Origin of the sequence: Bradyrhizobium sp. HKCCYLS2038 (assembly GCF_051167655.1) — a bacterium.
Classification (GTDB): domain Bacteria; phylum Pseudomonadota; class Alphaproteobacteria; order Rhizobiales; family Xanthobacteraceae; genus Bradyrhizobium.
Genome location: NZ_JBNPTM010000016.1, coordinates 20,100 through 43,642, shown reverse-complemented (window position 1 = coordinate 43,642; position 23,543 = coordinate 20,100). Strand labels below are relative to the sequence as shown.

General features: G+C 64.7%; 22 protein-coding genes. 7 read left to right on the top strand and 15 right to left on the bottom strand.

Annotation, left to right across the window (positions count from 1 at the left end):
- Position 1 precedes the first annotated feature (1 nt).
- Positions 2-1,261 carry an extracellular solute-binding protein gene (locus ACQR1I_RS35290; protein ID WP_434870867.1) on the bottom strand — a complete coding sequence of 420 codons (1,260 nt, stop codon included), beginning with the start codon at positions 1,259-1,261 and terminating at the stop codon, positions 2-4.
- A 165-nt stretch (positions 1,262-1,426) separates the two neighbouring features.
- On the opposite strand from ACQR1I_RS35290, the gene ACQR1I_RS35285 reads away from it, so the two are divergent.
- A complete protein-coding gene (locus tag ACQR1I_RS35285) occupies positions 1,427-2,185 on the top strand; it encodes an SDR family NAD(P)-dependent oxidoreductase (protein ID WP_434870868.1) in 759 nt (252 codons plus the stop codon).
- Between the two features lie 48 nt (positions 2,186-2,233).
- Here the strand turns inward: ACQR1I_RS35285 and ACQR1I_RS35280 are convergent, their stop codons facing one another.
- The 5 genes from ACQR1I_RS35280 to ACQR1I_RS35260 form a co-directional block, all read right to left on the bottom strand.
- Positions 2,234-3,361: an RNA ligase gene (locus ACQR1I_RS35280; protein ID WP_434870869.1), complete on the bottom strand. Its 1,128-nt coding sequence runs from the start codon at positions 3,359-3,361 to the stop codon at positions 2,234-2,236.
- 36 nt (positions 3,362-3,397) lie between these two features.
- Entirely contained in the window at positions 3,398-4,624 is a 1,227-nt protein-coding gene (locus ACQR1I_RS35275) for a threonine ammonia-lyase (RefSeq protein ID WP_434870870.1), read from the bottom strand.
- Between the two features lie 82 nt (positions 4,625-4,706).
- Complete coding sequence (gene argC / locus ACQR1I_RS35270; RefSeq protein WP_434870871.1) at positions 4,707-5,699, bottom strand: N-acetyl-gamma-glutamyl-phosphate reductase; 993 nt, start codon at positions 5,697-5,699, stop codon at positions 4,707-4,709.
- Positions 5,700-5,710: 11 nt separating this feature from the next.
- Complete coding sequence (locus ACQR1I_RS35265; protein WP_434870872.1) at positions 5,711-6,361, bottom strand: FMN-binding negative transcriptional regulator; 651 nt, start codon at positions 6,359-6,361, stop codon at positions 5,711-5,713.
- Between the two features lie 233 nt (positions 6,362-6,594).
- Complete coding sequence (locus tag ACQR1I_RS35260; RefSeq protein WP_434870873.1) at positions 6,595-7,125, bottom strand: DedA family protein; 531 nt, start codon at positions 7,123-7,125, stop codon at positions 6,595-6,597.
- Positions 7,126-7,385: 260 nt separating this feature from the next.
- Between ACQR1I_RS35260 and parE the strand changes: the two genes are divergently transcribed.
- From parE to ACQR1I_RS35240, 4 genes are all read left to right on the top strand, one after another.
- Positions 7,386-9,449, top strand: a complete 2,064-nt coding sequence (parE, locus tag ACQR1I_RS35255) for a DNA topoisomerase IV subunit B (RefSeq protein ID WP_434870874.1) — start codon at positions 7,386-7,388, stop codon at positions 9,447-9,449.
- Positions 9,450-9,689: 240 nt separating this feature from the next.
- Complete coding sequence (locus ACQR1I_RS35250) at positions 9,690-10,484, top strand: outer membrane protein (RefSeq protein ID WP_434870875.1); 795 nt, start codon at positions 9,690-9,692, stop codon at positions 10,482-10,484.
- A 201-nt stretch (positions 10,485-10,685) separates the two neighbouring features.
- Positions 10,686-10,871 carry a hypothetical protein gene (locus ACQR1I_RS35245; RefSeq protein WP_434870876.1) on the top strand — a complete coding sequence of 62 codons (186 nt, stop codon included), beginning with the start codon at positions 10,686-10,688 and terminating at the stop codon, positions 10,869-10,871.
- A 29-nt stretch (positions 10,872-10,900) separates the two neighbouring features.
- A complete protein-coding gene (locus ACQR1I_RS35240; protein WP_434870877.1) occupies positions 10,901-11,668 on the top strand; it encodes an SDR family NAD(P)-dependent oxidoreductase in 768 nt (255 codons plus the stop codon).
- A 10-nt stretch (positions 11,669-11,678) separates the two neighbouring features.
- Here the strand turns inward: ACQR1I_RS35240 and ACQR1I_RS35235 are convergent, their stop codons facing one another.
- Positions 11,679-13,175 (bottom strand): caspase family protein, encoded by a 1,497-nt coding sequence (locus ACQR1I_RS35235; protein ID WP_434870878.1) that lies wholly within the window; start codon positions 13,173-13,175, stop codon positions 11,679-11,681.
- Positions 13,176-13,264: 89 nt separating this feature from the next.
- Positions 13,265-13,855 carry a TMEM175 family protein gene (locus ACQR1I_RS35230; RefSeq protein WP_434870879.1) on the bottom strand — a complete coding sequence of 197 codons (591 nt, stop codon included), beginning with the start codon at positions 13,853-13,855 and terminating at the stop codon, positions 13,265-13,267.
- A 319-nt stretch (positions 13,856-14,174) separates the two neighbouring features.
- Here ACQR1I_RS35230 and ACQR1I_RS35225 point away from each other — a divergent pair, with 319 nt between their 5' ends.
- Together ACQR1I_RS35225 and ACQR1I_RS35220 are read left to right on the top strand one after the other, a co-directional pair.
- Positions 14,175-15,656 carry a DEAD/DEAH box helicase gene (locus ACQR1I_RS35225; protein WP_434870880.1) on the top strand — a complete coding sequence of 494 codons (1,482 nt, stop codon included), beginning with the start codon at positions 14,175-14,177 and terminating at the stop codon, positions 15,654-15,656.
- Positions 15,657-15,998: 342 nt separating this feature from the next.
- The gene (locus ACQR1I_RS35220; RefSeq protein WP_434870881.1) at positions 15,999-17,066 is read left to right on the top strand and encodes a GGDEF domain-containing protein; all 1,068 of its coding nucleotides are present in this window, start codon (positions 15,999-16,001) and stop codon (positions 17,064-17,066) included.
- Between the two features lie 18 nt (positions 17,067-17,084).
- Here ACQR1I_RS35220 and ACQR1I_RS35215 read toward each other — a convergent pair whose 3' ends face one another.
- The 7 genes from ACQR1I_RS35215 to sufB form a co-directional block, all read right to left on the bottom strand.
- The gene (locus ACQR1I_RS35215) at positions 17,085-17,606 is read right to left on the bottom strand and encodes a TfoX/Sxy family protein (protein ID WP_434870882.1); all 522 of its coding nucleotides are present in this window, start codon (positions 17,604-17,606) and stop codon (positions 17,085-17,087) included.
- A gap of 112 nt (positions 17,607-17,718) precedes the next feature.
- The gene (locus ACQR1I_RS35210; protein ID WP_434870903.1) at positions 17,719-18,108 is read right to left on the bottom strand and encodes a HesB/IscA family protein; all 390 of its coding nucleotides are present in this window, start codon (positions 18,106-18,108) and stop codon (positions 17,719-17,721) included.
- A gap of 61 nt (positions 18,109-18,169) precedes the next feature.
- Positions 18,170-18,541, bottom strand: a complete 372-nt coding sequence (locus tag ACQR1I_RS35205; protein ID WP_434870883.1) for an SUF system Fe-S cluster assembly protein — start codon at positions 18,539-18,541, stop codon at positions 18,170-18,172.
- A complete protein-coding gene (locus ACQR1I_RS35200; RefSeq protein WP_434870884.1) occupies positions 18,538-19,785 on the bottom strand; it encodes a cysteine desulfurase in 1,248 nt (415 codons plus the stop codon). The genes ACQR1I_RS35205 and ACQR1I_RS35200 overlap by 4 nt, the downstream gene beginning before the upstream one ends.
- On the bottom strand, positions 19,782-21,104 hold the full coding sequence (gene sufD, locus ACQR1I_RS35195) for a Fe-S cluster assembly protein SufD (RefSeq protein ID WP_434870885.1): 1,323 nt from the start codon (positions 21,102-21,104) through the stop codon (positions 19,782-19,784). The genes ACQR1I_RS35200 and sufD overlap by 4 nt, the downstream gene beginning before the upstream one ends.
- A 26-nt stretch (positions 21,105-21,130) precedes the next feature.
- Positions 21,131-21,883 (bottom strand): Fe-S cluster assembly ATPase SufC, encoded by a 753-nt coding sequence (gene sufC / locus ACQR1I_RS35190; RefSeq protein ID WP_434870886.1) that lies wholly within the window; start codon positions 21,881-21,883, stop codon positions 21,131-21,133.
- A gap of 117 nt (positions 21,884-22,000) precedes the next feature.
- Positions 22,001-23,497 carry a Fe-S cluster assembly protein SufB gene (sufB, locus tag ACQR1I_RS35185; protein WP_434870887.1) on the bottom strand — a complete coding sequence of 499 codons (1,497 nt, stop codon included), beginning with the start codon at positions 23,495-23,497 and terminating at the stop codon, positions 22,001-22,003.
- Positions 23,498-23,543: the final 46 nt, after the last annotated feature.

Below are 23,543 nucleotides of genomic sequence, written 5' to 3'. Positions count from 1 at the left end.
GTCAGTTGCCCTGCTTGCGCGCCGCCTCGATCGCCTTCGCCGCGTCCTGCGGGCTCATGCTGCCGCCTGCGATCTCGGCGCTCACGTCATTGACGACGCGCCCGACCGAGGGACCGAGGCTCTGATCATAGAAGTTCTGGTGATAGTTCGACTTCGCCAGGTTGGACGCGATCAGCTTCATGAAGCCGTTGGTGAGGCCGGTCTCGGCGCCCTGCACCACCGGAATGATGAAGCTTCCCGCCGCCAGCCGCGTCTGCACGTCCTTCGAGATAAAGTACTTCAGGAAGTCGACCGCCTCCTTCGGCGACCCCTTGGTGACCAGCCAGCCGGTGATGCCGCCCAGCGTGTCCGTCGGCTCACCCTTGCCGCCCGGCACGGTGGGGAAATCGAACCAGCAGACCTTATCCTCGGTCAAACCGACCTTGTCGGCCGCAAGCGCCCGCTGCAGATTGTAGATCGAGCTGATCGCGAGCGTCATCGCGGCTTTACCGTCGCCAAAATAGCCGACGGACGGCGAATATTTTGACCCGAGGAAGCCGCTCTGGAACGGCTGCAGATCGACGAGCTGCTTGAACAGTTCGCCGGATCTCTGGAAGACGTCGCCGGCAAAACCGCCATTCTCACCGCGCAGCGCCGCCTCAAAGGCAGGCTTTCCGCCGACGCGCACAGCGAGATGCGTCCAGTAGAAGTGCAGCGGCCATTTGTCGGCGCCGCCGACCACGATCGGTGTCACGCCAGCCGCCTTCAACGTCTTCACTGCCGCCAGCAGATCGTCCCAGGTCTTGATCGCTGCCGGATCGACCTTCGCCTTGGCCATCAGGTCCTTGTTGCAGACAAATCCGACCTGCGAGAGCGAGACCGGCAGGCCGTAGACGTGGCCGTTGTCCGTAAAGGCCGCCAGCGCGGCCGGCGTGATGCTGTCGCTGTAGCCCTTGACCTGGTCGGTGATGTCTTCGAGGACGCCGGCCTCGATCTGCGCCTTCAGCACACCTCCGGCCCAGCTGTAGATGATGTTCGGCCGGTCCTTGGATTGCAGGATGGTCGGCAGCTTGGCCTTGTAGGCTTCGTTCTCGAGGAACTGCATCTCGACCTTCACGCCCGGATGCGACGCCTCATAGGCGCGAGCGACCTCCTCCCAGATCTTCACCTGCGCGGGATTGACCTCGATGTGCAGCCATTTGACCGTGGTGTCGGCACTGGCGGCATTGGTCCAGAGCAGGCATGCGGCCGCGGCGAGGCCCAGCTTCGCTAGCAGTCTCATCACAATCCTCCCGATGATCTTCTTTTGTTGCGGTAATCTTGTCCTCAAAATCTGAGGTACGCAACTAAAATTCCGACCTATACACCTCAGGTTGGAGCGGCTAGGGTTTGAGCGCGCGTTGGGCGGCGCGTCGCGGCCCACAAAAACAAAACTGGGGAGATGCTCATGGCCGCCACCTATTCCGACCTCGCCGGCAAGGTCGTCCTCGTCACCGGCGGCGCCTCGGGGATCGGCGCCGCGATCGTGCGGCGCTTTGCGCAGCAAAAATCCAACGTCGTCTTCTTCGATATCAAGGACGAGGAGGGCCGAGCGCTGCAACGCGAGCTGTCCGATCAAGGTCTCAGCGCGCATTTCCAGAATGTCGACCTCACCGACACTGCAGCGCTACGGGCTGGCGTCGTCGAGGCGCGCAACAGGCACGGCGCGATCAGCATCCTCGTCAACAATGCCGCCAATGACGAGCGCCACAGCACCGAAGAAATGACGCCCGAATATTGGGACGACCGCATCGCGGTGAACCTGAAGCACCAGTTCTTCGCAGCGCAAGCCGTGCTGCCGGACATGAAGGCCGCGAACGCCGGCGTGATCATCAACTACGGTTCGATCTCATGGATGGCCGGACAAGGCGGCATGGCCGCCTACACCGCCAGCAAGTCCGGCGTGATCGGCCTCACCCGCTCGCTGGCGCGCGATTTCGGCCCCTACAACATCCGCGTGAACGCGATCGCACCGGGATGGATCATGACCCAGCGCCAGCTGGACAAATGGATGACGCCGGAAGGTGAGGCAGAGCTGATGCGGCGGCAATGCCTGAAGCGAAAGCTCGTGCCCGACGAGCTGGCGAAGTTCACCGTCTTCCTCGCCTCCGACGAGGCCTCGGCCTGCACCTCGCAGCACTATGTCGTGGACGGCGGCTGGGTGTGAGCTGTCGGGACTGACGTCGGCTCAACCAGCCATCGCCCTCCGCGGTGCTCAGCCGTCGAGAGCATCGATGAGCGTTTCATCAACCAGCGGCCGCAGGCTGAAATCGTCCTTCAGGCGCGTGCGGCCATACCATTCGAGCAAGGTCACCTCCTTGCCGAGGTAGCGCTGCATCGCGAGACCGAACAGTGGGTGATCCTTGTTGGCGATGGCGAAGCTCTTGCGGTCGAGATCGCGACCCTGCTCCCACATCGCCTCGATCTCATCCAGGAACCCAGCGAGCATGGTCTTGAGGCGCGCCTCGACCTCGTTGACGGCGGCGAGATCGATGCCGGCCTCGACCAGATGGCCCTTGACGTCGTCGAGCTCCTCGTTGAGCGCGAGCCAAGCGATGTCGCGCTCGCGCAGGAACGACAGGCTGCGATGGATGCGCAGATACCAGGGGCACTTGACCTTGACCATGTCGCCGCTGGCGAACTGGATGACGTAGCCTTCCCTGCCCTCCATGTCGGCCAGCGACTCGATGGCGGCTGCGAGTGTCAGTCCATCGAAGCGATGCACCAGTGCGATGCCATGCTTTTGGATCAGCTCATGCACCGCATGGCCGGGATCGAGCATGACATAGCGGCCGGTCAAATTGTCGCGCACATGCAGCAGCCGCAGCTGCGGCTGCTGCTGCGCCACCACGATCCGGGCGTCCGGATGGGTGAGCTCGAAGATCGCCGTCAGCCCGTTGCGCGCGACCTCATGCGCGAAGGCCGATATGCCGGCATGCACCGGATCGTCCAGCAAATGCTTGGCCAGCTTGACCACGTCCGAATTGAAGGACTTCTTCGACCGCCATGTCAGCTCGCCATCGACCCAGGCCGTGGCGAGCATGCTGCCGTCCAGCTTGTCGTAGATGGCGACGATATCGTCGCGCGAGACGAGACGGTCGGGCGCCAGCCACTCCTTTTCGCCGACGTTAAAGAACTTGTGCAGCGGACGGGACACGACGTGGCCGGCGCGATCGAACGCGATGCCGCGGCACTCCAGCGCCTCCGGTGAATCGAAGGTCTTGGAATCCATGAACAGGTAGCAGCCCAGCGTGATGCCGTTGGGCTGTGCGAGAAAACGGATCTCCTTCTTGCCGGCAACCGCGGGCTCGACGTCGGAAATATGTCGGATGGTCTTGAACATCACGGACACCTGCAATCAATGAAACGGGCAGCGCTGTCAGGTGCAGCGCGCCTTGAAATCGGCTGCGACCAGCTTCGCCATGACCTCGTTGAGATGCACCTGGTCGCGCGTCTCGATGACCAGTTCGAGCAAGGTCGCCTTCGCCGGCAGCGCGGAGAAGGTGCGCTGGTGCGACACCTCGATGATGTTCGCGCCCGCCTCGGCCAGCAGGGCCGAGACCGCGGCAAGCTGCCCGGGACGATCGACGATATCGATCGACAATTGTGTCAGTCGCCCCTCACGCGCGAGCTCGCGCGTCAGCACCGAGGCGATCAGCCTTGTGTCGATGTTGCCGCCGCTCAGCACCAGCCCAACATTGCGCCCGGCGAACTCTGCGGGATGCGCGAGCACCGCGGCCAGACCGACCGCGCCGGCGCCTTCGACCACGGTTTTCTCGATCGAGATCAGCGTGGCCAGCGCGCGCTCGATCTGCGGCTCGGTGACGAGCAGAATGCGGTCGACGAGGTGGCGGATGATCTCGGTGGTGATGCGGCCCGGCGATTTCACCGCGATGCCCTCGGCCAGCGTATCGCCGCGCATCGGCAGCTGCGTATCGCGGACAGCGTTGTACATCGACGGATAGAGCTCGGCCTGCACGCCGATGATCCGCAAGCCGGGCTTCAGCGCACGCGCCGCCACGGCGATGCCGGAGATCAGTCCGCCGCCGCCGATCGGCACCACCAGCGTGTCGAGCTCCGGGACAACCGCCAGCATCTCCAGCGCGACCGTGCCCTGCCCTGCGATGATCAGCGGATCGTCGTAAGGGTGGATCAAGGTCATGGCATGAGCCGCGCCGTGCTGGCGCGCGAAGGCGCCGGCCTCCTCCAAGGTCGCGCCCGACATGATGACCTCGGCGCCGTGCCGGCGGGTGTTCTCCACCTTCACCATCGGCGTGCCCACCGGCATCACGATGGTCGCGGGAATGCCGAGGCGCCGGGCGTTATAGGCCACGCCCTGCGCGTGGTTGCCGGCGGACATCGCGATCACGCCGCGCTCGCGCTGCTCAGACGAGAGCGCATTCAGCCGGTTGAGTGCGCCGCGCTCCTTGAACGAGGAGGTGAACTGCAGGTTTTCGAATTTGAGCCAGATGTTGCAGCCGCAGATCTCGCCAAGCGTCCGGCTCTGATTGCAGGCCGTCGCGAGCACCGCGCCGCCGATGGTCTCGGCGGCCGCACGCACGTCGTTCACGGTCACGGGCAGCGCATTCAGGTCATAAGTGGTCATGGCTGTGCCCATCTTCGGCATGCATCACGGCGTGGCGACGCCGGCGTAGTGCCGGCCGCGGCTGCGGCCGGAGGATTCGGTCTCAGTTGCCGAGATCGGGCAGCCCAAGCATCAGCCGCATGTTCTGCACGGCCGCACCCGAGGCGCCCTTGCCGAGATTGTCGAGCCGCGCCACCAGCACCGCCTGGTGATATTTGTCGCTGGCGAACACATGGAGCTCGAGCTGGTTGGTCTCGTTCAGCGCCTCCGGCTCCAGCCGGCCGCTCTTGGCCACGGCGCCATCGAGCGGCATCACCGACACATACTTGCTGCCGGCATAGTGCTTCGACAGCGCTGCCTGCAGGTCCGCGCCCGAGGGCTTGCCCGGTAGCGTATCGAGCTGCAGCGGCACCGAGACCAGCATGCCCTGCCGGTAGTTGCCGACCGAGGGAATGAAGATCGGCCGCCGCGTCAGCTGCGAATACAGCTGCAGCTCCGGCAGATGCTTGTGCTCGAGGCCGAGACCATAGAGCTCGAAGCTCGGCGCGGTGCCGTTCTCATAGGCCGCGATCATCGTCTTGCCGCCACCGGAGTAGCCGCTCACGGCATTCACGGTGACGGGATAATCCTGCGGCAGCAGGCCGGCATCGACCAGCGGCCGCAGCAGCGCGATGCCGCCGGTCGGATAGCAGCCGGGATTGGAGACCTTGCGCGCGTTGCGGATCTTGTCGGCCTGGTCGGCGGCCAGCTCCGGGAAGCCATAGGCCCAGTCCGGCGCGACGCGATACGCGGTCGACGCATCGAGCACCTTCGGCGCGGATGCGCCCATGCTGTCGACCAGCGCGACCGTCTCCTTGGCCGCCTCATCCGGCAGGCAGAGGATGACGAGATCCACCTCGGCCATCAGCGCCCGCTTGGCGGCGGGATCCTTGCGCTTGTCCTCGGCGATCGTCTTCACGACGATGTCGCTCTGGTGCGCGAGTCGCTCGGCAATGCCGAGGCCGGTCGTGCCCGAGCCGCCGTCGACGAACACGGAGCGGGTCGCAGCGCCGGCTGCAGTGTGAGCCTTCGGCGGGTTGCTATCGATCACGGACATGACACGCTCCTTCAGGTCTGGGTTTCGCCGGCAAAGGCCTGGGGCCGCGCCTGCCGCATGAGAGAGGAAATCTGTTGCGAGCCGATGTCTGGCCGCTCGCCGAGCCGGTTGGCGACGGCCGCGTAGTCGGCCTCCGACTTGTGCTGGTTCAGCTTGAAGCTGCCCTCGACCTCATCGATGGTCATGACGATGCCGACGATCGCCTTGCGCATCGCCTCCAGACGGCCGGCAGTCATCTTGTCCGAGGTCCACGGCGTCTTCGGCAACAGCCATTGCTCGAACTTGGCGCTGAGCGCGTCGGCCTGCGCCGACAGCTCGGCCTCGGACAACAGCCGCGCCGGGCCCGTCAGGTGCACCGCCTGGTACAGCCAGGTCGGAACCTGCTCAGGCGAAACGTACCAGTCGGCCGACACATAGGCGTCGGGACCATTCACGGCGAGCAGCCAAGGCGTCGCGCCGTCGGCGAGCTTCGCCAGCGGATTGTTGCGGGCGACGTGAAAGAAAGCCTGCGGCGTGCCGTCGGCCAGCGCCCCAAGATGGAATGGCAGCGAGGATGCGATCGGCCTAGCGCCGTCCCACGCGCAGACCGTGCCGAAGCCGCGCGCGTCCGCGAAGCCGAGGCTCGCGGCACGGTCGGGCTTGAAGGGCGGTGGCGTGTACATCGCAAACTCCTGCTGGACGAAGGAGCCGCCTGATCAATCGCGCTGCAAGGAGAAAGTTTGCCGCGGGACCGGATCCGGCGGCAAGGGCTGTGATCTCAAACGCAGATCATCGCCCGTACCGCGGGGGTACGACGGCGCATTTCGGCGATCATGTTGGTCGCTGCGTTGATCATGGGCGCAGGCCTATAAGGCCGCGGAGTTCCTGCGTCAAGGTTGCATCCAGCCGGCGCGGGTCACACCGTCCGCCACAGCCATTCGATGATCCGGCCGATGATGTCGCCGAACAACAACAGCACGGCCGACCACACCAGCGCCGAGACGAAATTGGCGACCTGGAACAACATATACGGCATCTCGAAGATACCCGCCGCCAGCGGCACCGAGGCGCGCAGCGGGCCGAAGAAGCGGCCGATGAAGATGCTCGGCACACCCCAGTCGCGCACGAACGCTTCGCCGCGCGGCAGCAGTTCCGGGTAGCGCGACAGCGGCCACATCTGGGCAACGCGGTCCTTGTAACGGTAACCGAACCAGTAGGACACCCAGTCGCCCAGCGCCGCGCCGATGCCGCCAGCCAGCCACACCGGCCAGAAGCTGATCCCGGTGGCGCCGATCAGGGCACCAATGGCGACCAGGGCGCCCCAGGCCGGAATCAGCAGCGAGATGAAGGCCAGCGACTCGCCGAAGGCCAGCAGCAGGACGATCGGAGCAGCCCAGGCCTGATGGTCGCGCACGAAATCGGCGACCGCGCGGCCAAATTCTTCCATCTGCTCGACGCCTTTCTGCTCCGTTCCGCTTAAGTGCTTGAAGGCTTTCGCGGTTCCCTGCCCCAATCTGGTACGCCACGGAGCATGCCGACTTCAAGTCACAACAACCGGCTGTTGCGCGTGAACGACGACCAGAGACGGCGGCCGCGACGGCCCCCCGGAAAACTCCGCTCAGCCCTGGGTCATTGTTTTATGCGGGGGCATGGCATAGTCAGGCGCAACGATTCGTTCCATCTTGCGCAAGCGCAACATCCGATTCCATGGGTAAACCGTTGAAATCAGCTGCAAAAGCCAAGGCCAAGGGGGTCGCTGACCCGCTGGCGGCGTTCGCCGCCAAGGGCAAGGCTCCCGCCAAGCCAGCCGCCCGCGCGTCGGGTTCCGAGGGCGACTATACCGCCCGTGACATCGAGGTCCTCGAGGGCCTGGAGCCGGTGCGCCGTCGTCCAGGCATGTATATCGGCGGCACCGACGAGAAGGCGCTGCATCATCTCTTCGCCGAGGTCATCGACAACTCGATGGACGAGGCGCTGGCCGGCCACGCCACCTTCATCGAGGTCGAGCTCGACGCCGAGGGCTTCCTGACGGTCACCGACAACGGCCGCGGCATCCCGATCGATCCGCATCCGAAGTTCCCGAAGAAGTCGGCGCTCGAGATCATCATGTGCACCCTGCACGCCGGCGGCAAGTTCGACTCCAAGGTCTATGAGACCTCCGGCGGTCTGCACGGCGTCGGCATCTCCGTGGTGAACGCGCTGTCGACCCGGCTCGAGGTCGAGGTCGCGCGCAACCAGAAGCTCTACCGCATGATCTTCGAGCGCGGCCATCCGAAGGGCAAGCTCGAGGAGGTCGGCAAGGCTCCGAACCGGCGTGGCACCAAGGTGCGCTTCCAGCCCGACCCGACCATCTTCGGCGCCAAGGCGACGTTCAAGCCGCAGCGCCTGTTCAAGATGGCGCGCTCCAAGGCCTACCTGTTCGGCGGCGTCGAGATCCGCTGGAAGTGCGATCCGTCGCTGCTCAAGGGCATCGAGGACGTCCAGCCCGAGGCGACCTTCCACTTCCCCGGCGGCCTGAAGGACTATCTGGCGGCTGCGATCCACGCCGACACGCTGGTCCACCCCGACATCTTCGCCGGCAAGTCCGGCCGCACCGGCGGCCATGGCGGCTGCGAATGGGCGGTCGCCTGGACCGCCGACGCCGACGGCTTCCTCTCGTCCTACTGTAACACGATCCCAACGCCCGACGGCGGCACCCACGAATCCGGCATCCGCAGCGCCCTGCTCCGCGGCCTCAAGGACCACGCCGAGCGTGTCGGCCAGGGCAAGCGCTCGGCCAACATCACCTCCGAGGACATCATGGCGGGCGCCGCCATCATGCTCTCGGTGTTCGTGCGCGAGCCGGAATTCCAGGGCCAGACCAAGGACCGCCTCGCCACGGCGGAGGCCCAGCGTATCGTCGAGCAGGCCGTCAAGGATCCGTTCGATCATTGGCTGTCCGGCAATCCGGTGCAGGCGAACCGGCTGCTCGACTTCGTCGTCGAGCGCGCCGAGGAGCGCATCCGCCGCCGCCAGGAGAAGGAGACGGCGCGCAAGACCGCGACCAAGAAGCTGCGCCTGCCAGGCAAGCTCGCCGACTGCACCGACGCCGGCACCGAAGGCTCCGAATTGTTCATCGTCGAGGGCGATTCGGCCGGCGGCAGCGCCAAGCAGGCGCGCGACCGCAAGAGGCAGGCGGTGCTGCCGCTGCGCGGCAAGATCCTCAACGTCGCCTCCGCCGGCAAAGACAAGCTGACCGCCAACGCCCAGCTCGCCGACCTCGTGATGGCGATCGGCGCCGGCACCAGCGCATCTTATCGCGAAGAGGATCTGCGCTATCAGCGTATCATCATCATGACCGACGCCGACGTCGACGGCGCCCATATCGCCTCGCTCCTGATCACCTTCTTCTACCGGCAGATGCCGCGGCTGATCGACGAGGGACATTTGTACCTCGCCGTGCCGCCGCTGTACCGGCTGACCCACGGCAGCAAGACCTTCTACGCCCGCGACGACGCCCATCGGGACGAACTGCTGAAGCGCGAGTTCAACGCCAACGCCAAGGTCGAGATCGGCCGCTTCAAAGGCCTGGGTGAAATGATGCCGGCGCAGCTGAAGGAGACCACCATGGACCCGGCCAAGCGGACCCTGCTCCGGGTCGTGCTGCTGGCGGACGACCGTGACGGCACCGCCGACTCGGTCGAGCGGTTGATGGGTACCAAGGCCGAGGCGCGCTTCTCGTTCATCTCGGAAAAGGCGGAATTCGCGAGTGACGAGTTGCTCGACGTCTAGCGTTTGAGGCGGGTTTCAAGCGTCGATTGCAGGTTCCACGCTTTCGCGTGGACCTGCATTTTTCTTTTATTAACAATTGTTTAGCGGGAAATTAGGCGTCCCGCACCGCACTTTCCCCTCCACTGTGGTGAACCTGCAACAGCTTTTGGGCGCCATTCGGCTATAGTTCAGGCACAACTGGCGAGGGAATCGCCGCCGCATTCTGGCTTTTGCGACCACGTCGATCCTGGGGAATTGAATATGAAAAAGCTTTTGCTTGCTACGACCGCGGTGGTCGCGATGACGGGCGCAGCGTCGGCTGCCGATCTTGCTGCTCGCCCTTACGCCAAGGCTCCGATGATGGCGCCGGTTGCGCCGAGCTGGACCGGATTCTACATCTTCGGCGGCGGCGGCGGTGGCCTCTGGAACGCCGACACGACGATCGTCAACACCGTGGGCGGCGCGCCGATCCTCGGCGTCAACCAGAAGCAGGGTGGCGACGGCTGGTTCGGTACCGTCGGTGCTGGCTATGACTGGCAGGTGACCCCGAGCTGGGTGGTCGGCATTCTGGCCGATGGTCAGTTCGGCAGCATCAAGGGCACGATCCAGGATCAGGGCCCCCCCGGAATCGCGGGATCGATCAAGAACGACTACTCGTGGGCCGTCGGCGGCCGCGTCGGCTATCTCGTCGCTCCGAACGTCCTCTCCTACGTGAACGCGGGCTACACCAGCTCGCATTGGACCGGGACCACGCTGGTGAACACGGCAACGGGTCTCGCCTCGGGCGTCCATACCAACGGCTTCGACCGTGGCGGCTGGTTCATCGGCGGAGGCGTCGAGAACAACCTGAACATCTTCGGCATTTCTGCGCCGGGCTGGTTCATGAAGACCGAATACCGTTCGGCCTATTATGACCGCCGCAACCTCTCCGAGCTCAGCGACATCGGCAACATCCCGAACGGCCGCGACATCACCTTCAAGCCGTGGGTGCAGACCATCAGCACCTCGCTGGTCTACCGCTTCAACTGGACCGGCCCGGTGGTTGCCAAGTACTGAGCAAGTACTGAGCAACGCCACTCTGCATCTCTGATCTAAAGGCGAAAAGCCCCGGTTGATCCGGGGCTTTTTGTTTAGGCCGCGCGATCCGCTGGTCATTGATCCCATCCGAGGCTAGCTTTCGTCCTCACGAACTCACAAAAATGACGGCAGCCGCGTCTCTGATGCGAGCAAGCCGATCGTCGAGGGGAGGAATTGGCCATGCGGAGATTCTTGATGATCGGCGGCTTGCTGCTGCTGGCCGTGGGCCTGCTCTGGGTCGGCCAGGGTACCGGCGTCGTGGCCTGGCCGCGGGCGAGCTTCATGATCAACCAGCTGCAGTGGGCCGGCTATGGCGTCGGCATGGGTGCGCTGGGTCTGGTGATGATCTGGCAAGGCACCTGCTGAATTCCTTTGCTCGATCAGGAGAACGACACATGGCAGGCCATTTCGACCTGAGCGGCAAGGTTGCGATCGTCACCGGCGGCAATGGCGGCATTGGGCTCGGCATGGCGCGCGGTCTCGCCGATGCCGGCGCGGACATCGCCGTCGTGGGCCGTAACGAGGCAAAGTCACAGACCGCTGTCGCCGATCTCGCAGCGCGCGGTGTACGGGCCATCGCGGTCAGGGCCGACGTCAGCAACAAGGACGATGTCGCCGCAATGGTCGCGCGCGTGACCGAGTCGTTCGGGCGCATCGACATTCTCATCAACAATGCCGGCACGAACATTCGCAAGCCGCCGCATGTGGTCGAGCTCGAGGAATGGCGCGAGGTGATCGACACCAACCTCACCAGCGCCTTCCTGTGCTCGAAGGCCGCCTACCCGGTCCTCAAGGCGAACGGCGGCGGCAAGATCATCAACATCGGTTCGATGCTGTCGATCTTCGGCGCCAGCTTCGCGCCGGCCTACGCCGCCAGCAAAGGCGGCATCGTGCAGTACACGCGCGCCTGTGCCTGCGCCTGGGCGCCGGACAACATTCAGGTCAACGCGATCCTGCCGGGCTGGATCGACACCGACCTGACCCGCGCGGCGCGCCAGCAGATCGACGGCCTGCATGACCGGGTGCTGGCACGCACGCCTTCGGGCCGCTGGGGCAATAGCGACGACTTCGCCGGCATTGCCACGTTTCTCAGTTCGCCCGCGTCGAACTTCGTCACCGGCACCGCGATTCCCGTCGATGGCGGCTATTCGATCATGGCGTGATCAGGGCTGCTCAGCGCCGGAAGCTCTTGATCTCCGAAACGCTGCCATCGCGATAGGTCAGCTCGACCGAGACGAACTTCGTCGTTGGCGGCAGCTTGAGATAGGGCATGGCGTTGGACGGGATCGCGCTGGGGTCGCGCATGTCGCAGCCTGGCATGTTCAGCACCTTGTCCGGCACGGCGCTGTCGATGCCGATGCGGACTTCGCGGATCGCGCAGCGATACGACATCAGATGCGTGTAGTAGACCAGGAGGCCGTTGAAGTCGCGGAACGACAACCAGCTGGTCGCGGTCATGTCGAGGATCTTGCGCTGGTCGCGCACCAGCGCCGCCTCCGGCTCGAAGCGGATCGGAAACGGTCCCTGCATCTCGCCTGCTGCATCGACGTAGCGGACCTGGATCGTGCCCGCCGGCTCGTCGGCCGGCAGCTGGATCGACGGATTGGGCATGCGCTTGCGCGTGCGCGGATCCAGCACATCCATGAAGCCGGTCTCGCGGAACTCTCCGCTCTCGCCCATTCGCCAGGAAATGCCGAGGGTCGGGTCGGCGATCGAGAAGGTGACGGTCCAGCCGCCATTGTGGCGCGAGAACATTGCGATCGGCGCGTTCAGGATCTCGTTCGCCGGCGGGATTTTCGGCGCCGAGACGGGAGGCAAGGCGGCCAGCTTCTGCTGCGGCTCAGCCGGCTTGTCGGCGACGGCAGGTCCCTTCGCCATGCCGTTCAGGAAAACGTCGTCGACCATCTGGTCGAAATAGACCGGGATCTGCTTGTGGCGCACCGTCTCGGCAAGCTCGCTGACCGCGCGCCGCGTACGTTGCGCGACCTGCACCAGGTTCGCGCCCGGTTGCGTCAACTCCCTGGCGAAGGTGCGCGTGAACACTGAGTTCGGATTGGCGTCATCGTTCGACAGCCTGTCGAGCGCGGTCTGCCGCGGCCCTGCCGAAAACACCGAGAACACGCCTTCCGGCAGCTGCGTCAGCGGCGCAAGCCCGCCACCGCCGGCCACGGCGCGCGTGCCGGCCCGCTCGAACGGGTTGTTGCGGCAGGCATCGAACACCAGAATCGAGGTGCGCGCCTTCTTGTTCTGCAATCGCTCGATGATGCGATCAGCCAGAACCGAGGCATCGCGCACCAGTTCCTCCTGCCCTTCGGTCGCAGCCGGCACGTCGGTCGGCAACAGGAAGTTCTGCCCTGCGATCTCGAAGCCGTGGCCGGCATAGAAGAAGAACGCGGTGTCACCGGGCTCGACGGCGTTGTCGAACGCGAGCAGCGCTTGGCTGAATTGCTGACGGTTGAGGTTCTCTGCGACCATGACGTTGAAGCCGAGCTGCTTCAGCGTGTCGCCCATCGTGCGCGCGTCGTTGACGGCCTTCTGCAGCTTAGGAACATAGCGATAGTCGTTGTTGCCGACCACGAGCGCCACGCGCTTCTCGGCATGAGCCGGCGTCAGGGTGGCCGCCGCGATCGCCAACCAGGCCAGCACCAGCGTCAATATCGGTCTGCGCATGCGTCGTTCCTGTCATGGATCGCCCGACAGACCTCTTGGTCCACCCAGCGGGGCATTGTTGGAATAGTCGAAATCCGCCGAAAGCTGGTTCAATCGGCGGTGGCCTGCTGCTTGTCCCAGCTGCCGCTGAAGGGCGCAAGCGAGGTGAGTGCAAAGGCCCAGAGCGACTGCGGCGGATTGAAGAAGCTCACCAGGATCGCCAGGACCGAAGAGGCCGCGATCAGCATCGCCGTCCACACCTGCCGATCACGCAGCTGATCGCCCGGCTCGAGATGAGGCGTCACGGTGATCATTCGCCAGCTGATCAGCGCGATGAGCAGCGTATGCCCGGCATACAGCCAGATGGCCGGGGCGAAATGAGCGAAGCGCCCGACGACAGTGGTGGTGAACGGTACGAAGGTGATCAACATCAGGTACAGCAAACACCATCGGACATACTCTTGCGGCACGTCATCCGCGCGGCTGCGCATCTGGGCATTCGAGAGCCAGCGCAGCCCGAGCACGGCGAAGCTGAGAACGTACGGGAAGAATTTCGGCCAGAGATTGGCGATGCCGTCCAAGAGCTGATGAGCGTCCCGAGGATGAAAATCGTCGGGGAGCCGGACGTCGAGCGCCAACAGCGTCATGGCCACCCCGAAGATGCTGTCGCTCAGGGTGTCCAGCCGCGCCTTGGAAAACATCCGGTGTCCTTTCGAATTAAGCCAAACAGGGGTCTAAGTGCCTGCTTTTTCGGCAAAAACATTAAGCTTTTTCGGAGCTTCGGCCGTCGGCTCCTTGACTTTGGGCGAATTGACCCTATTTTCTGGCCATCGCGGCTTGGAAACGCTACTCGATTCTATCAAGCACTGGCCGCGGGTCAGCGTCCGTCAGAAAACCCCCAGCTTCCTTAGAGCATGCCGTTTCGGGGTTGAACGCGACCACAGCCTTTTACCCCTCGATTCCTAACGGCGGCGTCGAATAGAGGCCCCGTCGCCTGTTGGCGCGTGACACAGAGGCTCGATGTCCTTTTCCCATCTCGGCTTGTCCGACAAGGTGTTGGCTGCAGTTGCGGCCACCGGCTACACCACCCCTACGCCTATTCAGGAACAGGCGATCCCTCATGTGCTGGCGCGCCGTGACGTGCTCGGCATCGCCCAGACCGGCACCGGTAAAACTGCCGCGTTCGTCCTGCCGATGCTCACCATCCTCGAGAAGGGCCGCGCCCGTGCGCGAATGCCCCGGACCCTGATCCTCGAGCCGACCCGTGAGCTCGCCGCCCAGGTCAAGGAGAACTTCGATCGCTACGGCGCAGGCCAGAAGCTCAACGTCGCCCTCCTGATCGGCGGCGTTTCCTTCGGCGACCAGGATGCCAAGCTGACCCGCGGCGTCGACGTTCTGATCGCCACGCCCGGCCGGCTGCTCGATCACACCGAACGCGGCGGATTGCTGCTCACCGGCGTCGAGCTCCTGGTGATCGACGAAGCCGATCGCATGCTCGACATGGGCTTCATCCCGGACATCGAGCGCATCTGCAAGCTCGTCCCGTTCACCCGCCAGACGCTGTTCTTCACCGCGACCATGCCGCCGGAAATCCGGCGCATCACCGAAGCCTTCCTGCACAATCCGCAGAAGGTCGAGGTCTCCAAGCCGGCCACGACCGCCGTCACCGTGACCCAGCTGCAGGTGCCGTCGGGACGCGAGGCGCATCAGAAGCGCGACGTTCTGCGCAGGCTGCTGCGGGACGCCAAGGACCTCAACAACGCGATCATCTTCTGCAATCGCAAGCGCGACGTCGCCATCGTTCACAAGTCGCTGCAGAAGCACGGCTTCAGTGTCGGCGCCCTGCACGGCGACATGGATCAGTCGGCCCGCACCGCCGCACTCGATCAGTTCCGCAAGGGCGAGCTGCCGCTGCTTGTCGCATCCGACGTCGCTGCGCGCGGCCTCGACATTCCCGAGGTCAGCCACGTCTTCAACTTCGACGTCCCGCATCATTCGGATGACTACGTTCACCGCATCGGCCGCACCGGCCGCGCCGGACGGACCGGTACTGCCATCTCGATCGTGTGCCCGGCCGACCAGAAGTCGATGGTCGCGATCGAGAAGCTGATCGGCCAGAGCATCCCGGCCATCGAAGGCGACTACGACGTCCAGGAGGCCTCGCGCGACGAGGAAGCGCGCGAGCGCCGTCCGCGCGACAGCTCGCGCCGCAGCCGCGGCAAAACGCCTCGCGAGCGCGAGCCGCGTGAACCGCGTGAGCGTGAGGCTCGTGAACGCGAACCGCGTGAGCCTCGTGAGCGTGAGCCGCGTCCGGCCGCGGCAGCCCCGCGCGCGGCCCAGCCCTCCTCGCCGCGGTCTGCGCCGAGCCCCCGTAACGAGCAGCCGCGCCACGAACAGCCGCGCAACGAGTCCCGGCGGCCGCGGCGTGAGGACAACGAACCGGCTGATCATTCACATCTTCCGGCGTTCCTACTACGTCCGGTGCGCGCGCCGCTGCCGTAAGCCCCCGGCGGATCAGCGCACCGCTCGTCATATTGCGGCGATCGCAGCCCCATCCGCCCAAGCGTGCAAAGGTGACCGCAGTTCGACATCGAGCGCGGTCGCTGGATGCACTCACCCTCCGTTGGTGATGTCTGCACGACGATGAGCACTGCTGCATCGTCGCCGCGCCTTATGTAGCTCAACAAGCATATGAAATGACGACCGTCCTGTGAGAGTCGCTTGACGCGACCCGGAACTTTACGGCCGTATTTACCCCTGGTTCACACACGTCCTTTAGCTTGGCCGTCATTGTTTATTCATTGCTGTGGCGACGGCGACGCGGGCGATTGGGGGGAACCTGTTGTGGTCAATGCGCTTGACGAACACGAACGCACGATGGGCTTTGCCGATATCGCGCTCAGCCAGATCAAAGCCCTGCGTCACTCGGCTACGCCGCGCAACTACGAGATCTGGTACGTCTATGCGACCGGCTATAACGCCGCGCTGAACGAGATCATCAACGAGACACTGTCGCGCACCGGCGGGCTCTCGCAATCCGAGCTGGACCAGCTCTACGAATCCTACCTCACGCACCTGAAGACGTCCGACCGGATCGACAAGGTGGGCGCGCGCGTGGTCGGCGAGATCGACGATCTGATGGCCATGATCACCGACGCCCTCGGCCGGACGGCGAGCTACGACGCGAGCCTCGCCGGCGCCGATCAGCAGCTCGCCACAGCAACGAGCCGCGAGCAGTTCGTCGACATCATCGAAGCGCTCGCGCATTCGACCAGACAGATGCGAGAGACCAACCGGACTCTCGAAGAGCGCCTGACGCTGTCCAAGGACGAGATTAGCGGCCTGCAGCATAGCCTCGAGGTGATCCGCGCCGAGAGCCTGACCGATCCGCTCACCGGCCTGGGCAACCGCAAATATTTCGATCGCATGATCGAGACCACGGTGCAGACCGGGCTTGCGACCAGCCAGCCGCTGTCGCTCCTGATGTTCGACATTGACCACTTCAAATCGTTCAACGATTCCTACGGCCATCTGACCGGCGACCAGGTGCTGCGCCTGGTCGGGCAGTCGCTGAAGAACGCCATCAAGGGCCAGGACATCGCGGCACGCTATGGCGGCGAGGAATTCGCCGTTGTGCTGCCGAATACGCCGTTGCGGCAGGCGCTGACCGTCGCCGACCAGATCCGGCGCGCGGTGACGGCGCGGGAGTTGAAGAAGAAGTCGACCGGCGAGATCCTCGGCCGGGTGACGATCTCGGTCGGCGTCTCCATGCTCAGAACGAGCGACGACACCGATACGCTGATCGAGCGGGCGGATGCCTGCCTCTATGCCGCCAAGCGCAACGGCCGCAACCGCGTCGTCTGCGAGAGCGATCCGGAGTATGCCGCGCAAACGCGCGGCCAGGTGGCCTGACGGGAACTCGCGAAGAGATCAGCGCTTTGCTCGCGTCTTAGCAGCGCGCGGCGCGGCCTTTCGGCTGCGCTTCGGCGCGGAAGGAGACTTCGCGGCTGGCTTGGTGGCTTTCGACGTCTTCGCCTTCTTGGCAGCTGTCTTGACCGTCTTGCGCGGAGCGCTGCTTCGTCCGGCCTCCGCAGTATCGCTTCGGGAACTCGCGCGCTTCCTGGTCCGCTTGGCCATGGCCGCGGTTTGCGCGGCCACGAAAGCCTGCCGCGCCCACAGCGTGAACTCGTCAGTGTCGTCGAACAGATGTGCCGGCACCTGCCAATACGACCGCACGGTCATCGTGCGCGCCCGCGTCTCGTAGGAGAACGGCTTCGACCCGGCAGCCTCGAATTTGGCGAAGCTTGCCTCGTCGGCGCGGAGATACAGCCCGCTGCGCAGGGCGAGCGCGAAATTGATGCCGTCAGCAGAGATGCCGAAGCCGGAAAACATCCGGCGGATGGTGACCGGACCGAAGCCGGCAAACAGGTCGCTCAGGAATTCGCGGTCCATGCGTCGCTCTCCGCCCGGCACCGACTGGGCCTGACGGGATTTCTCGGACTTGAGATGGTCGCGTGTCAATGTCCGGAACGCGACAAGGCCGTTTTGCCGGCGATGTCGTCGATCAGACCTCGGCGGGCTTCAGCTGCACCGATTCGCCGCAACCGCAGGCGCTGATCTGGTTCGGATTGTTGAAGACGAACTGGGCCTGCATCTTGTCGGTCTGGTAGTCCATCTCGGTGCCGAGCAGGAACAGCACGGCCTTCGGGTCGACCAGGATCTTGACGCCCTTGTCCTCGACGACCTCGTCGGTCGGGCGGATGTCGTGGGCGTATTCCACCGTGTAGGACTGGCCGGCGCAGCCGCCGTTCTTGACGCCGACGCGCAGGCCGATGATCTCGGACTCCGCGCGCGAGGTCAGCTCGCGAATCCGCGTGGCCGCGGCATCGGTCAGCCGCATCACCTGCGGACGGGGCCTTGGCTTGGGCTTGCTGGCGACTGGCGCGTTGGTCATATCGGTCATCTGGTCAATCCCGGCGGTCGATCAATCCCGCACACCATTCAAACTTCGTGCCTCACCACATATTGAGAACGAGACGGGCCTCGTCGCTCATCCGGTCCGGCGTCCATTGCGGCTCCCAGACGATGCTGACGCTGACCACGCCGACACCCGGAACGCTGGCGATGGCGTTCTCGACCATGGTCGGCAGCTCGCCGGCCGCCGGGCAGTTCGGCGTCGTCAGGGTCATCAACACGTCGACGCTGCGGTCGTCCTTGATGTCGACCTTGTAGATCAGGCCGAGCTCGTAGATGTCGGCCGGAATCTCCGGATCGAACACCGTCTTCAGCGCCGCGATGATCTCGGCGGAGAGCCGCTCGGTCTCCTCCGGCGGCAAAGCCGATTGCGTTTCGACGGTCTGGTTTTTGACTTCGGCCGTGTCGGTCATGCAAACAAATCCCGCGCCTTGATCAATGCCTGTGCCAGCTGATCGACCTCTTCCCTCGTATTGTACATGCCAAACGAGGCCCGGCAGGTCGCTGTGACGTTGAATCTCTCCAAAAGCGGCATCACGCAGTGCGTGCCCGCGCGCACCGCGATACCCTGCCGGTCGATCACGGTCGCGACGTCGTGCGCATGCGCGCCCTTCATCTCGAACGAGATCACCGGGCCCTTGCCCTTGGCGGTGCCGATCAGACGAAGCGCGTTGATCTCGCGCAGCCGCTCCTGGGCGTAGGTCACCAGATCGTGCTCGTGCGCGGCGATGCGCTCCTTGCCCACTGAATTGACGTAGTCGATCGCGGCACCCAGCCCAATGGCTTCGACGATCATTGGCGTGCCCGCCTCGAAGCGATGCGGCGGATCGCCATAGGTGACGACATCGCGCGAAACCTCGCGGATCATCTCGCCGCCGCCGTTGAAGGGGCGCATCGCGGCCAGCAGATCGTACTTGCCGTAGAGCACGCCGATGCCGGTTGGCCCATACAGCTTGTGGCCGGTGAAGACGTAGAAGTCGCAGTCGATGTCCTGGACGTCGATCGCGAGATGCACCGCCGCCTGGCTGCCGTCGACCAGCACCGGGATGCCGCGCGCGTGCGCCAGTCGAACGACTTCCTTCACCGGAACCAGCGTGCCCAGCATGTTCGACATCTGGGTGATGGCGACGATCTTGGTGCGCGGCGTCAGCAGCTTCTCGAACTCGTCGATCAGGAAGTTGCCGTCATCATCGACCGGAGCCCACTTGATCACCGCACCCTGGCGCTCTCGGAGGAAATGCCACGGCACGATGTTGGAGTGGTGCTCCATGATCGAGAGCACGATCTCGTCGCCCTCGCCGATGTTCGGGCCACCCCAGGACGACCCGACCAGGTTGATCGCCTCGGTCGCGTTGCGCGTGAAGATGATCTCCTCGCTGCGCCTTGCATTGAGGAAGCGAGTCACGCGCTCGCGGCCGCCCTCATAGGCTTCCGTCGCGGCGTTGGCGAGAAAATGCAGGCCGCGATGCACGTTGGCGTATTCGCTGGTGTAGGCCTGCGTCATGCGGTCGAGCACCGCGCGCGGCTTCTGCGCCGAGGCGGCGTTGTCGAGATAGACCAGCTTCTTGCCGTAGACCTGCAGCGCCAGCGCCGGAAAATCCTCACGGATGCGGGCAACGTCGTAGGAGCCGTTGGCGACGGCCGGATGCGTGCTCATGCGCGTGCCTCCAGCCAGTCCTGCGCCGCGGCGATGACGCGCTCGCGCAAACCGTCGTCCTCGATCGCCTCGATCGCCTCGCCGACGAAGGCCTGGATCAGCAGCGCCTGCGCCTGCTTCTCGGGCAGGCCACGCGCACGCAGATAGAACAGCAGGCTGTCGTCGAGCGCGCCGGCGGTGGCGCCGTGGCCGCAGGAGACGTCGTCGGCGAAGATCTCGAGCTCAGGCTTGGCGTCGGCCTCGGCCTCGTCGGACAATAGCAGCGCGCGCGTCATCATCTTGCCGTCGGTCTGCTGCGCGTCGGGGCGGACGATGATGCGGCCCTGGAACACCGAATGAGCGCGATCGTCGAGCACGGCGCGGAAATTCTCCCGGCTGGTGCAGCCGGGGACGGCGTGGTCGACCACCAGCGTCATGTCGCCATGCTGCTTGTCGCGCAGCAGGTTGACGCCGTTGACGATCAGCTCGCTGCCCTCGCCGGCGAGCGTGAAGAACGCCTGCAGCCGGCTGACGGCGCCGCCGCTGGTCATGTTGAAGAGACTGAGCTTGGACTTGGCGCCGACCGTGAACAACTCGGAGGCGATGTTCACGGCATCGACGGCATCGCGCATCAGGCGGATGTGGGACAGCGCAGCCTCGTCACCGACCGAGATCACGGCGGCATCATTGGCTTGGTAGGTCGCGGCGCCATCGGCGGCAATGCAGCTCTCGACCAGGGTCGCGCGTGCGCCCTGCCCTATCCGCACATGCGAGCGGCTGTAGCGCGCCGTCTTCGAGGCCGTGGCAACGTGGATGAGCTGCAGCGGTAAGGCGAGCTGCGTGCCGTCGGCGACCGTGACGACGACGCCATCGGTGGCGAGCGCCGCGTTCAGCGACAGCATCGGATCGCTGGCCTTGGTCAGCAGCAGATCGCCACGTGCTTCATTGGACGGTTCGTCGAGCACCGCGCGCAACGTCCGCACGGTCACACCGGACGGCAACGCCGCCAGATCGGACAGCTCAGCGGCGACGACGCCATCGACCAGCACCAGCTTGGCCGCACCCTCGATTGCCACAGCAGCGATGGCGCCCTTGGCCCGCGCCAGTGCCGTCGCGTCGGGCGCGCCGGCAAGCGGCAGCACCTCGCGCACGAGCGTGCGCAGGTCGGTGTACTTCCATTCCTCGATCCGGCGGTGCGGCAGGCCGGTGCGCTCGAAAGCCGCAAAGGCCTCGCGCCGGATCTCCGCCACCTTGCCGGTGCCGGGCAGCCGTCCCTGGGCTGCAGCAAACACGCTGCTCGCCGCCGGACCACTGTCGTTCTTGACCAAAGCTACGTTCATCACAGATCCATTCACGACGGGCGCGATCAGGCCGCGTCTTCGAACTGGGCGTAGCCGGACGCCTCCAGCTCGAGCGCGAGCTCCTTGCCGCCGCTCTTCACGACACGGCCCTTTGACATCACGTGAACGACGTCGGGCACGATGTAGTTCAAGAGCCGCTGATAGTGGGTGATCACGATCATCGAGCGCTCCGGCGAACGCAGCGCGTTGACGCCGTCGGCGGCGATGCGCAGCGCGTCGATGTCGAGGCCGGAATCCATCTCGTCGAGGATGCACAGCGAGGGCTGGAAAAGCGCCATCTGCAGCACCTCGTTGCGCTTCTTCTCGCCGCCGGAGAAGCCGACATTGACGCCGCGCTTGAGCATGTCCTGCGGGATGCTGAGCGACTTGGAGATCTCGCGCACCTTCTTCAGGAAGTCGGGCGTCGAATACTCCTCCTCGCCGCGCGCCTTGCGCTGTGCGTTCAGCGCCGTGCGCAGGAACGTCATGGTGGCAACGCCGGGGATCTCGACCGGATACTGGAACGCCAGGAACACGCCCTTGGCGGCGCGCTCGTCGGGCGCCATCGCCAGCAGGTCCTCGCCCTTGAACAGGATCTCGCCGCCGGTCACGTCATAGCCCGGCTTGCCGGCGATGACGTGGGACAAGGTCGACTTGCCGGAGCCGTTCGGCCCCATGATCGCGTGCACCTTGCCGGCATCGATCGTGAGCGTCAGCCCGTGGAGAATCTCGCGCTCCTCGACGCGGACCTGCAGGTTCTTGATTTCGAGTAGTGCCATTGTTTTCTCTTCTATCTGTGCCTCGTCCTGAGGAGCGCCGCAGGCGCATCGCGAAGGACCGAGGCTCACAAAGCTGATGCTGGAGAAGGCCGCGCGGCGGCCCTCTCGGAAGGCGGCCTAGCCGACCGACCCTTCGAGGCTGATCGAGATCAGCTTCTGCGCCTCGACCGCGAACTCCATCGGCAGCTGCTGCAGCACGTCCTTGACGAAGCCGTTGACGACGAGCCCGACCGCTTCTTCCTGCGAAAGCCCGCGCTGGATGCAGTAGAACAGCACGTCCTCGGAGATCTTGGACGTGGTCGCCTCATGCTCGAAGGTGGCCGAGGAGTTCTTGGCCTCGATGTAGGGCACGGTGTGCGCGCCGCACTTGTCGCCGATCAGCAGCGAGTCGCAGGCGGTGAAGTTGCGCGCGCCGGTGGCTTTGCGATGCGCCGTCACCAGACCACGATAGGTGTTCTGCGAGCGGCCTGCAGCGATGCCCTTGGAGATGATCCGGCTCGACGTGTTCTTGCCGAGATGGATCATCTTGGTCCCCGAATCGACCTGCTGGAAGCCGTTCGAGATCGCGATCGAGTAGAACTCGCCGCGCGAATTGTCGCCGCGCAGGATGCAGCTCGGATATTTCCAGGTGATCGCCGACCCGGTCTCGACCTGGGTCCAGGAGATCTTGGAGTTGGCACCACGGCAGTCACCACGCTTGGTGACGAAATTGTAAATGCCGCCCTTGCCTTCCGAATTGCCCGGATACCAGTTCTGCACCGTCGAGTACTTGACCTCCGCGTCGTCCATCGCGACCAGCTCGACGACCGCCGCATGCAGCTGGTTCTCGTCGCGCTGCGGCGCCGTGCAGCCTTCGAGGTAACTGACGTAAGCGCCCTTGTCGGCGATGATCAGCGTGCGCTCGAACTGGCCGGTGTTGCGCTCGTTGATGCGGAAATAGGTCGACAGCTCCATCGGGCAGCGCACGCCCGGCGGCACGTAGACGAACGAGCCGTCGGAGAACACGGCGGAGTTCAGGGTCGCGTAGAAATTGTCCGAGGTCGGCACCACGCTGCCGAGATATTTCTGCACCAACTCGGGATATTCGCGGATGGCTTCCGAGATCGGCATGAAGATCACGCCGGCCTTCTTCAGCTCCTCCTTGAACGTGGTCGCCACCGACACCGAATCGAACACGGCGTCGACCGCGATCTTGCGCGTCTCCGGGCTGCCGGCGCCGGGCTTCGGCTCGACGCCCTCGAGGATCGCGACCTCGCGGAGCGGAATGCCGAGCTTCTCATAGGTCTTCAGGATCTCCGGATCGATCTCGTCGATCGAGGAGAGCTGCTTCTTCGGCTTAGGCGCGGAATAATAGTACAGATCCTGGAAGTCGATCTTCGGGTAATCGACGCGCGCCCAGGTCGGCTCCTGCATGGTCAGCCAGCGGCGATAGGCCTCCAGGCGCCATTCGAGCATCCAGGCGGGCTCGTTCTTCTTGCCCGAGATGAAGCGGATCGTGTCTTCGGAAAGCCCCTTGGGGGCCTTCTCGGATTCGATGACAGTCTCGAACCCATAACGATATTGATCGACGTCGATCCGCCTGACGCGGTCGACCGTCTCTTGTACGGCTGGCATTCCATCCTCCGCTCGCGGTTTCAAGGACCGCGGTGGACACGTTCTG

Excerpts from the sequence above, each read along its gene's own strand:
- ACQR1I_RS35290 (WP_434870867.1), bottom strand. The coding sequence starts at position 1,261 with ATGAGACTGCTAGCGAAGCTGGGCCTCGCCGCGGCCGCATGCCTGCTC.
- ACQR1I_RS35285 (WP_434870868.1), top strand. The coding sequence starts at position 1,427 with ATGGCCGCCACCTATTCCGACCTCGCCGGCAAGGTCGTCCTCGTCACC.
- ACQR1I_RS35280 (WP_434870869.1), bottom strand. The coding sequence starts at position 3,361 with ATGTTCAAGACCATCCGACATATTTCCGACGTCGAGCCCGCGGTTGCC.
- ACQR1I_RS35275 (WP_434870870.1), bottom strand. The coding sequence starts at position 4,624 with ATGACCACTTATGACCTGAATGCGCTGCCCGTGACCGTGAACGACGTG.
- argC (WP_434870871.1), bottom strand. The coding sequence starts at position 5,699 with ATGTCCGTGATCGATAGCAACCCGCCGAAGGCTCACACTGCAGCCGGC.
- ACQR1I_RS35265 (WP_434870872.1), bottom strand. The coding sequence starts at position 6,361 with ATGTACACGCCACCGCCCTTCAAGCCCGACCGTGCCGCGAGCCTCGGC.
- ACQR1I_RS35260 (WP_434870873.1), bottom strand. The coding sequence starts at position 7,125 with ATGGAAGAATTTGGCCGCGCGGTCGCCGATTTCGTGCGCGACCATCAG.
- parE (WP_434870874.1), top strand. The coding sequence starts at position 7,386 with ATGGGTAAACCGTTGAAATCAGCTGCAAAAGCCAAGGCCAAGGGGGTC.
- ACQR1I_RS35250 (WP_434870875.1), top strand. The coding sequence starts at position 9,690 with ATGAAAAAGCTTTTGCTTGCTACGACCGCGGTGGTCGCGATGACGGGC.
- ACQR1I_RS35245 (WP_434870876.1), top strand. The coding sequence starts at position 10,686 with ATGCGGAGATTCTTGATGATCGGCGGCTTGCTGCTGCTGGCCGTGGGC.
- ACQR1I_RS35240 (WP_434870877.1), top strand. The coding sequence starts at position 10,901 with ATGGCAGGCCATTTCGACCTGAGCGGCAAGGTTGCGATCGTCACCGGC.
- ACQR1I_RS35235 (WP_434870878.1), bottom strand. The coding sequence starts at position 13,175 with ATGCGCAGACCGATATTGACGCTGGTGCTGGCCTGGTTGGCGATCGCG.
- ACQR1I_RS35230 (WP_434870879.1), bottom strand. The coding sequence starts at position 13,855 with ATGTTTTCCAAGGCGCGGCTGGACACCCTGAGCGACAGCATCTTCGGG.
- ACQR1I_RS35225 (WP_434870880.1), top strand. The coding sequence starts at position 14,175 with ATGTCCTTTTCCCATCTCGGCTTGTCCGACAAGGTGTTGGCTGCAGTT.
- ACQR1I_RS35215 (WP_434870882.1), bottom strand. The coding sequence starts at position 17,606 with ATGGACCGCGAATTCCTGAGCGACCTGTTTGCCGGCTTCGGTCCGGTC.
- ACQR1I_RS35210 (WP_434870903.1), bottom strand. The coding sequence starts at position 18,108 with ATGACCAACGCGCCAGTCGCCAGCAAGCCCAAGCCAAGGCCCCGTCCG.
- ACQR1I_RS35205 (WP_434870883.1), bottom strand. The coding sequence starts at position 18,541 with ATGACCGACACGGCCGAAGTCAAAAACCAGACCGTCGAAACGCAATCG.
- ACQR1I_RS35200 (WP_434870884.1), bottom strand. The coding sequence starts at position 19,785 with ATGAGCACGCATCCGGCCGTCGCCAACGGCTCCTACGACGTTGCCCGC.
- sufD (WP_434870885.1), bottom strand. The coding sequence starts at position 21,104 with ATGAACGTAGCTTTGGTCAAGAACGACAGTGGTCCGGCGGCGAGCAGC.
- sufC (WP_434870886.1), bottom strand. The coding sequence starts at position 21,883 with ATGGCACTACTCGAAATCAAGAACCTGCAGGTCCGCGTCGAGGAGCGC.
- sufB (WP_434870887.1), bottom strand. The coding sequence starts at position 23,497 with ATGCCAGCCGTACAAGAGACGGTCGACCGCGTCAGGCGGATCGACGTC.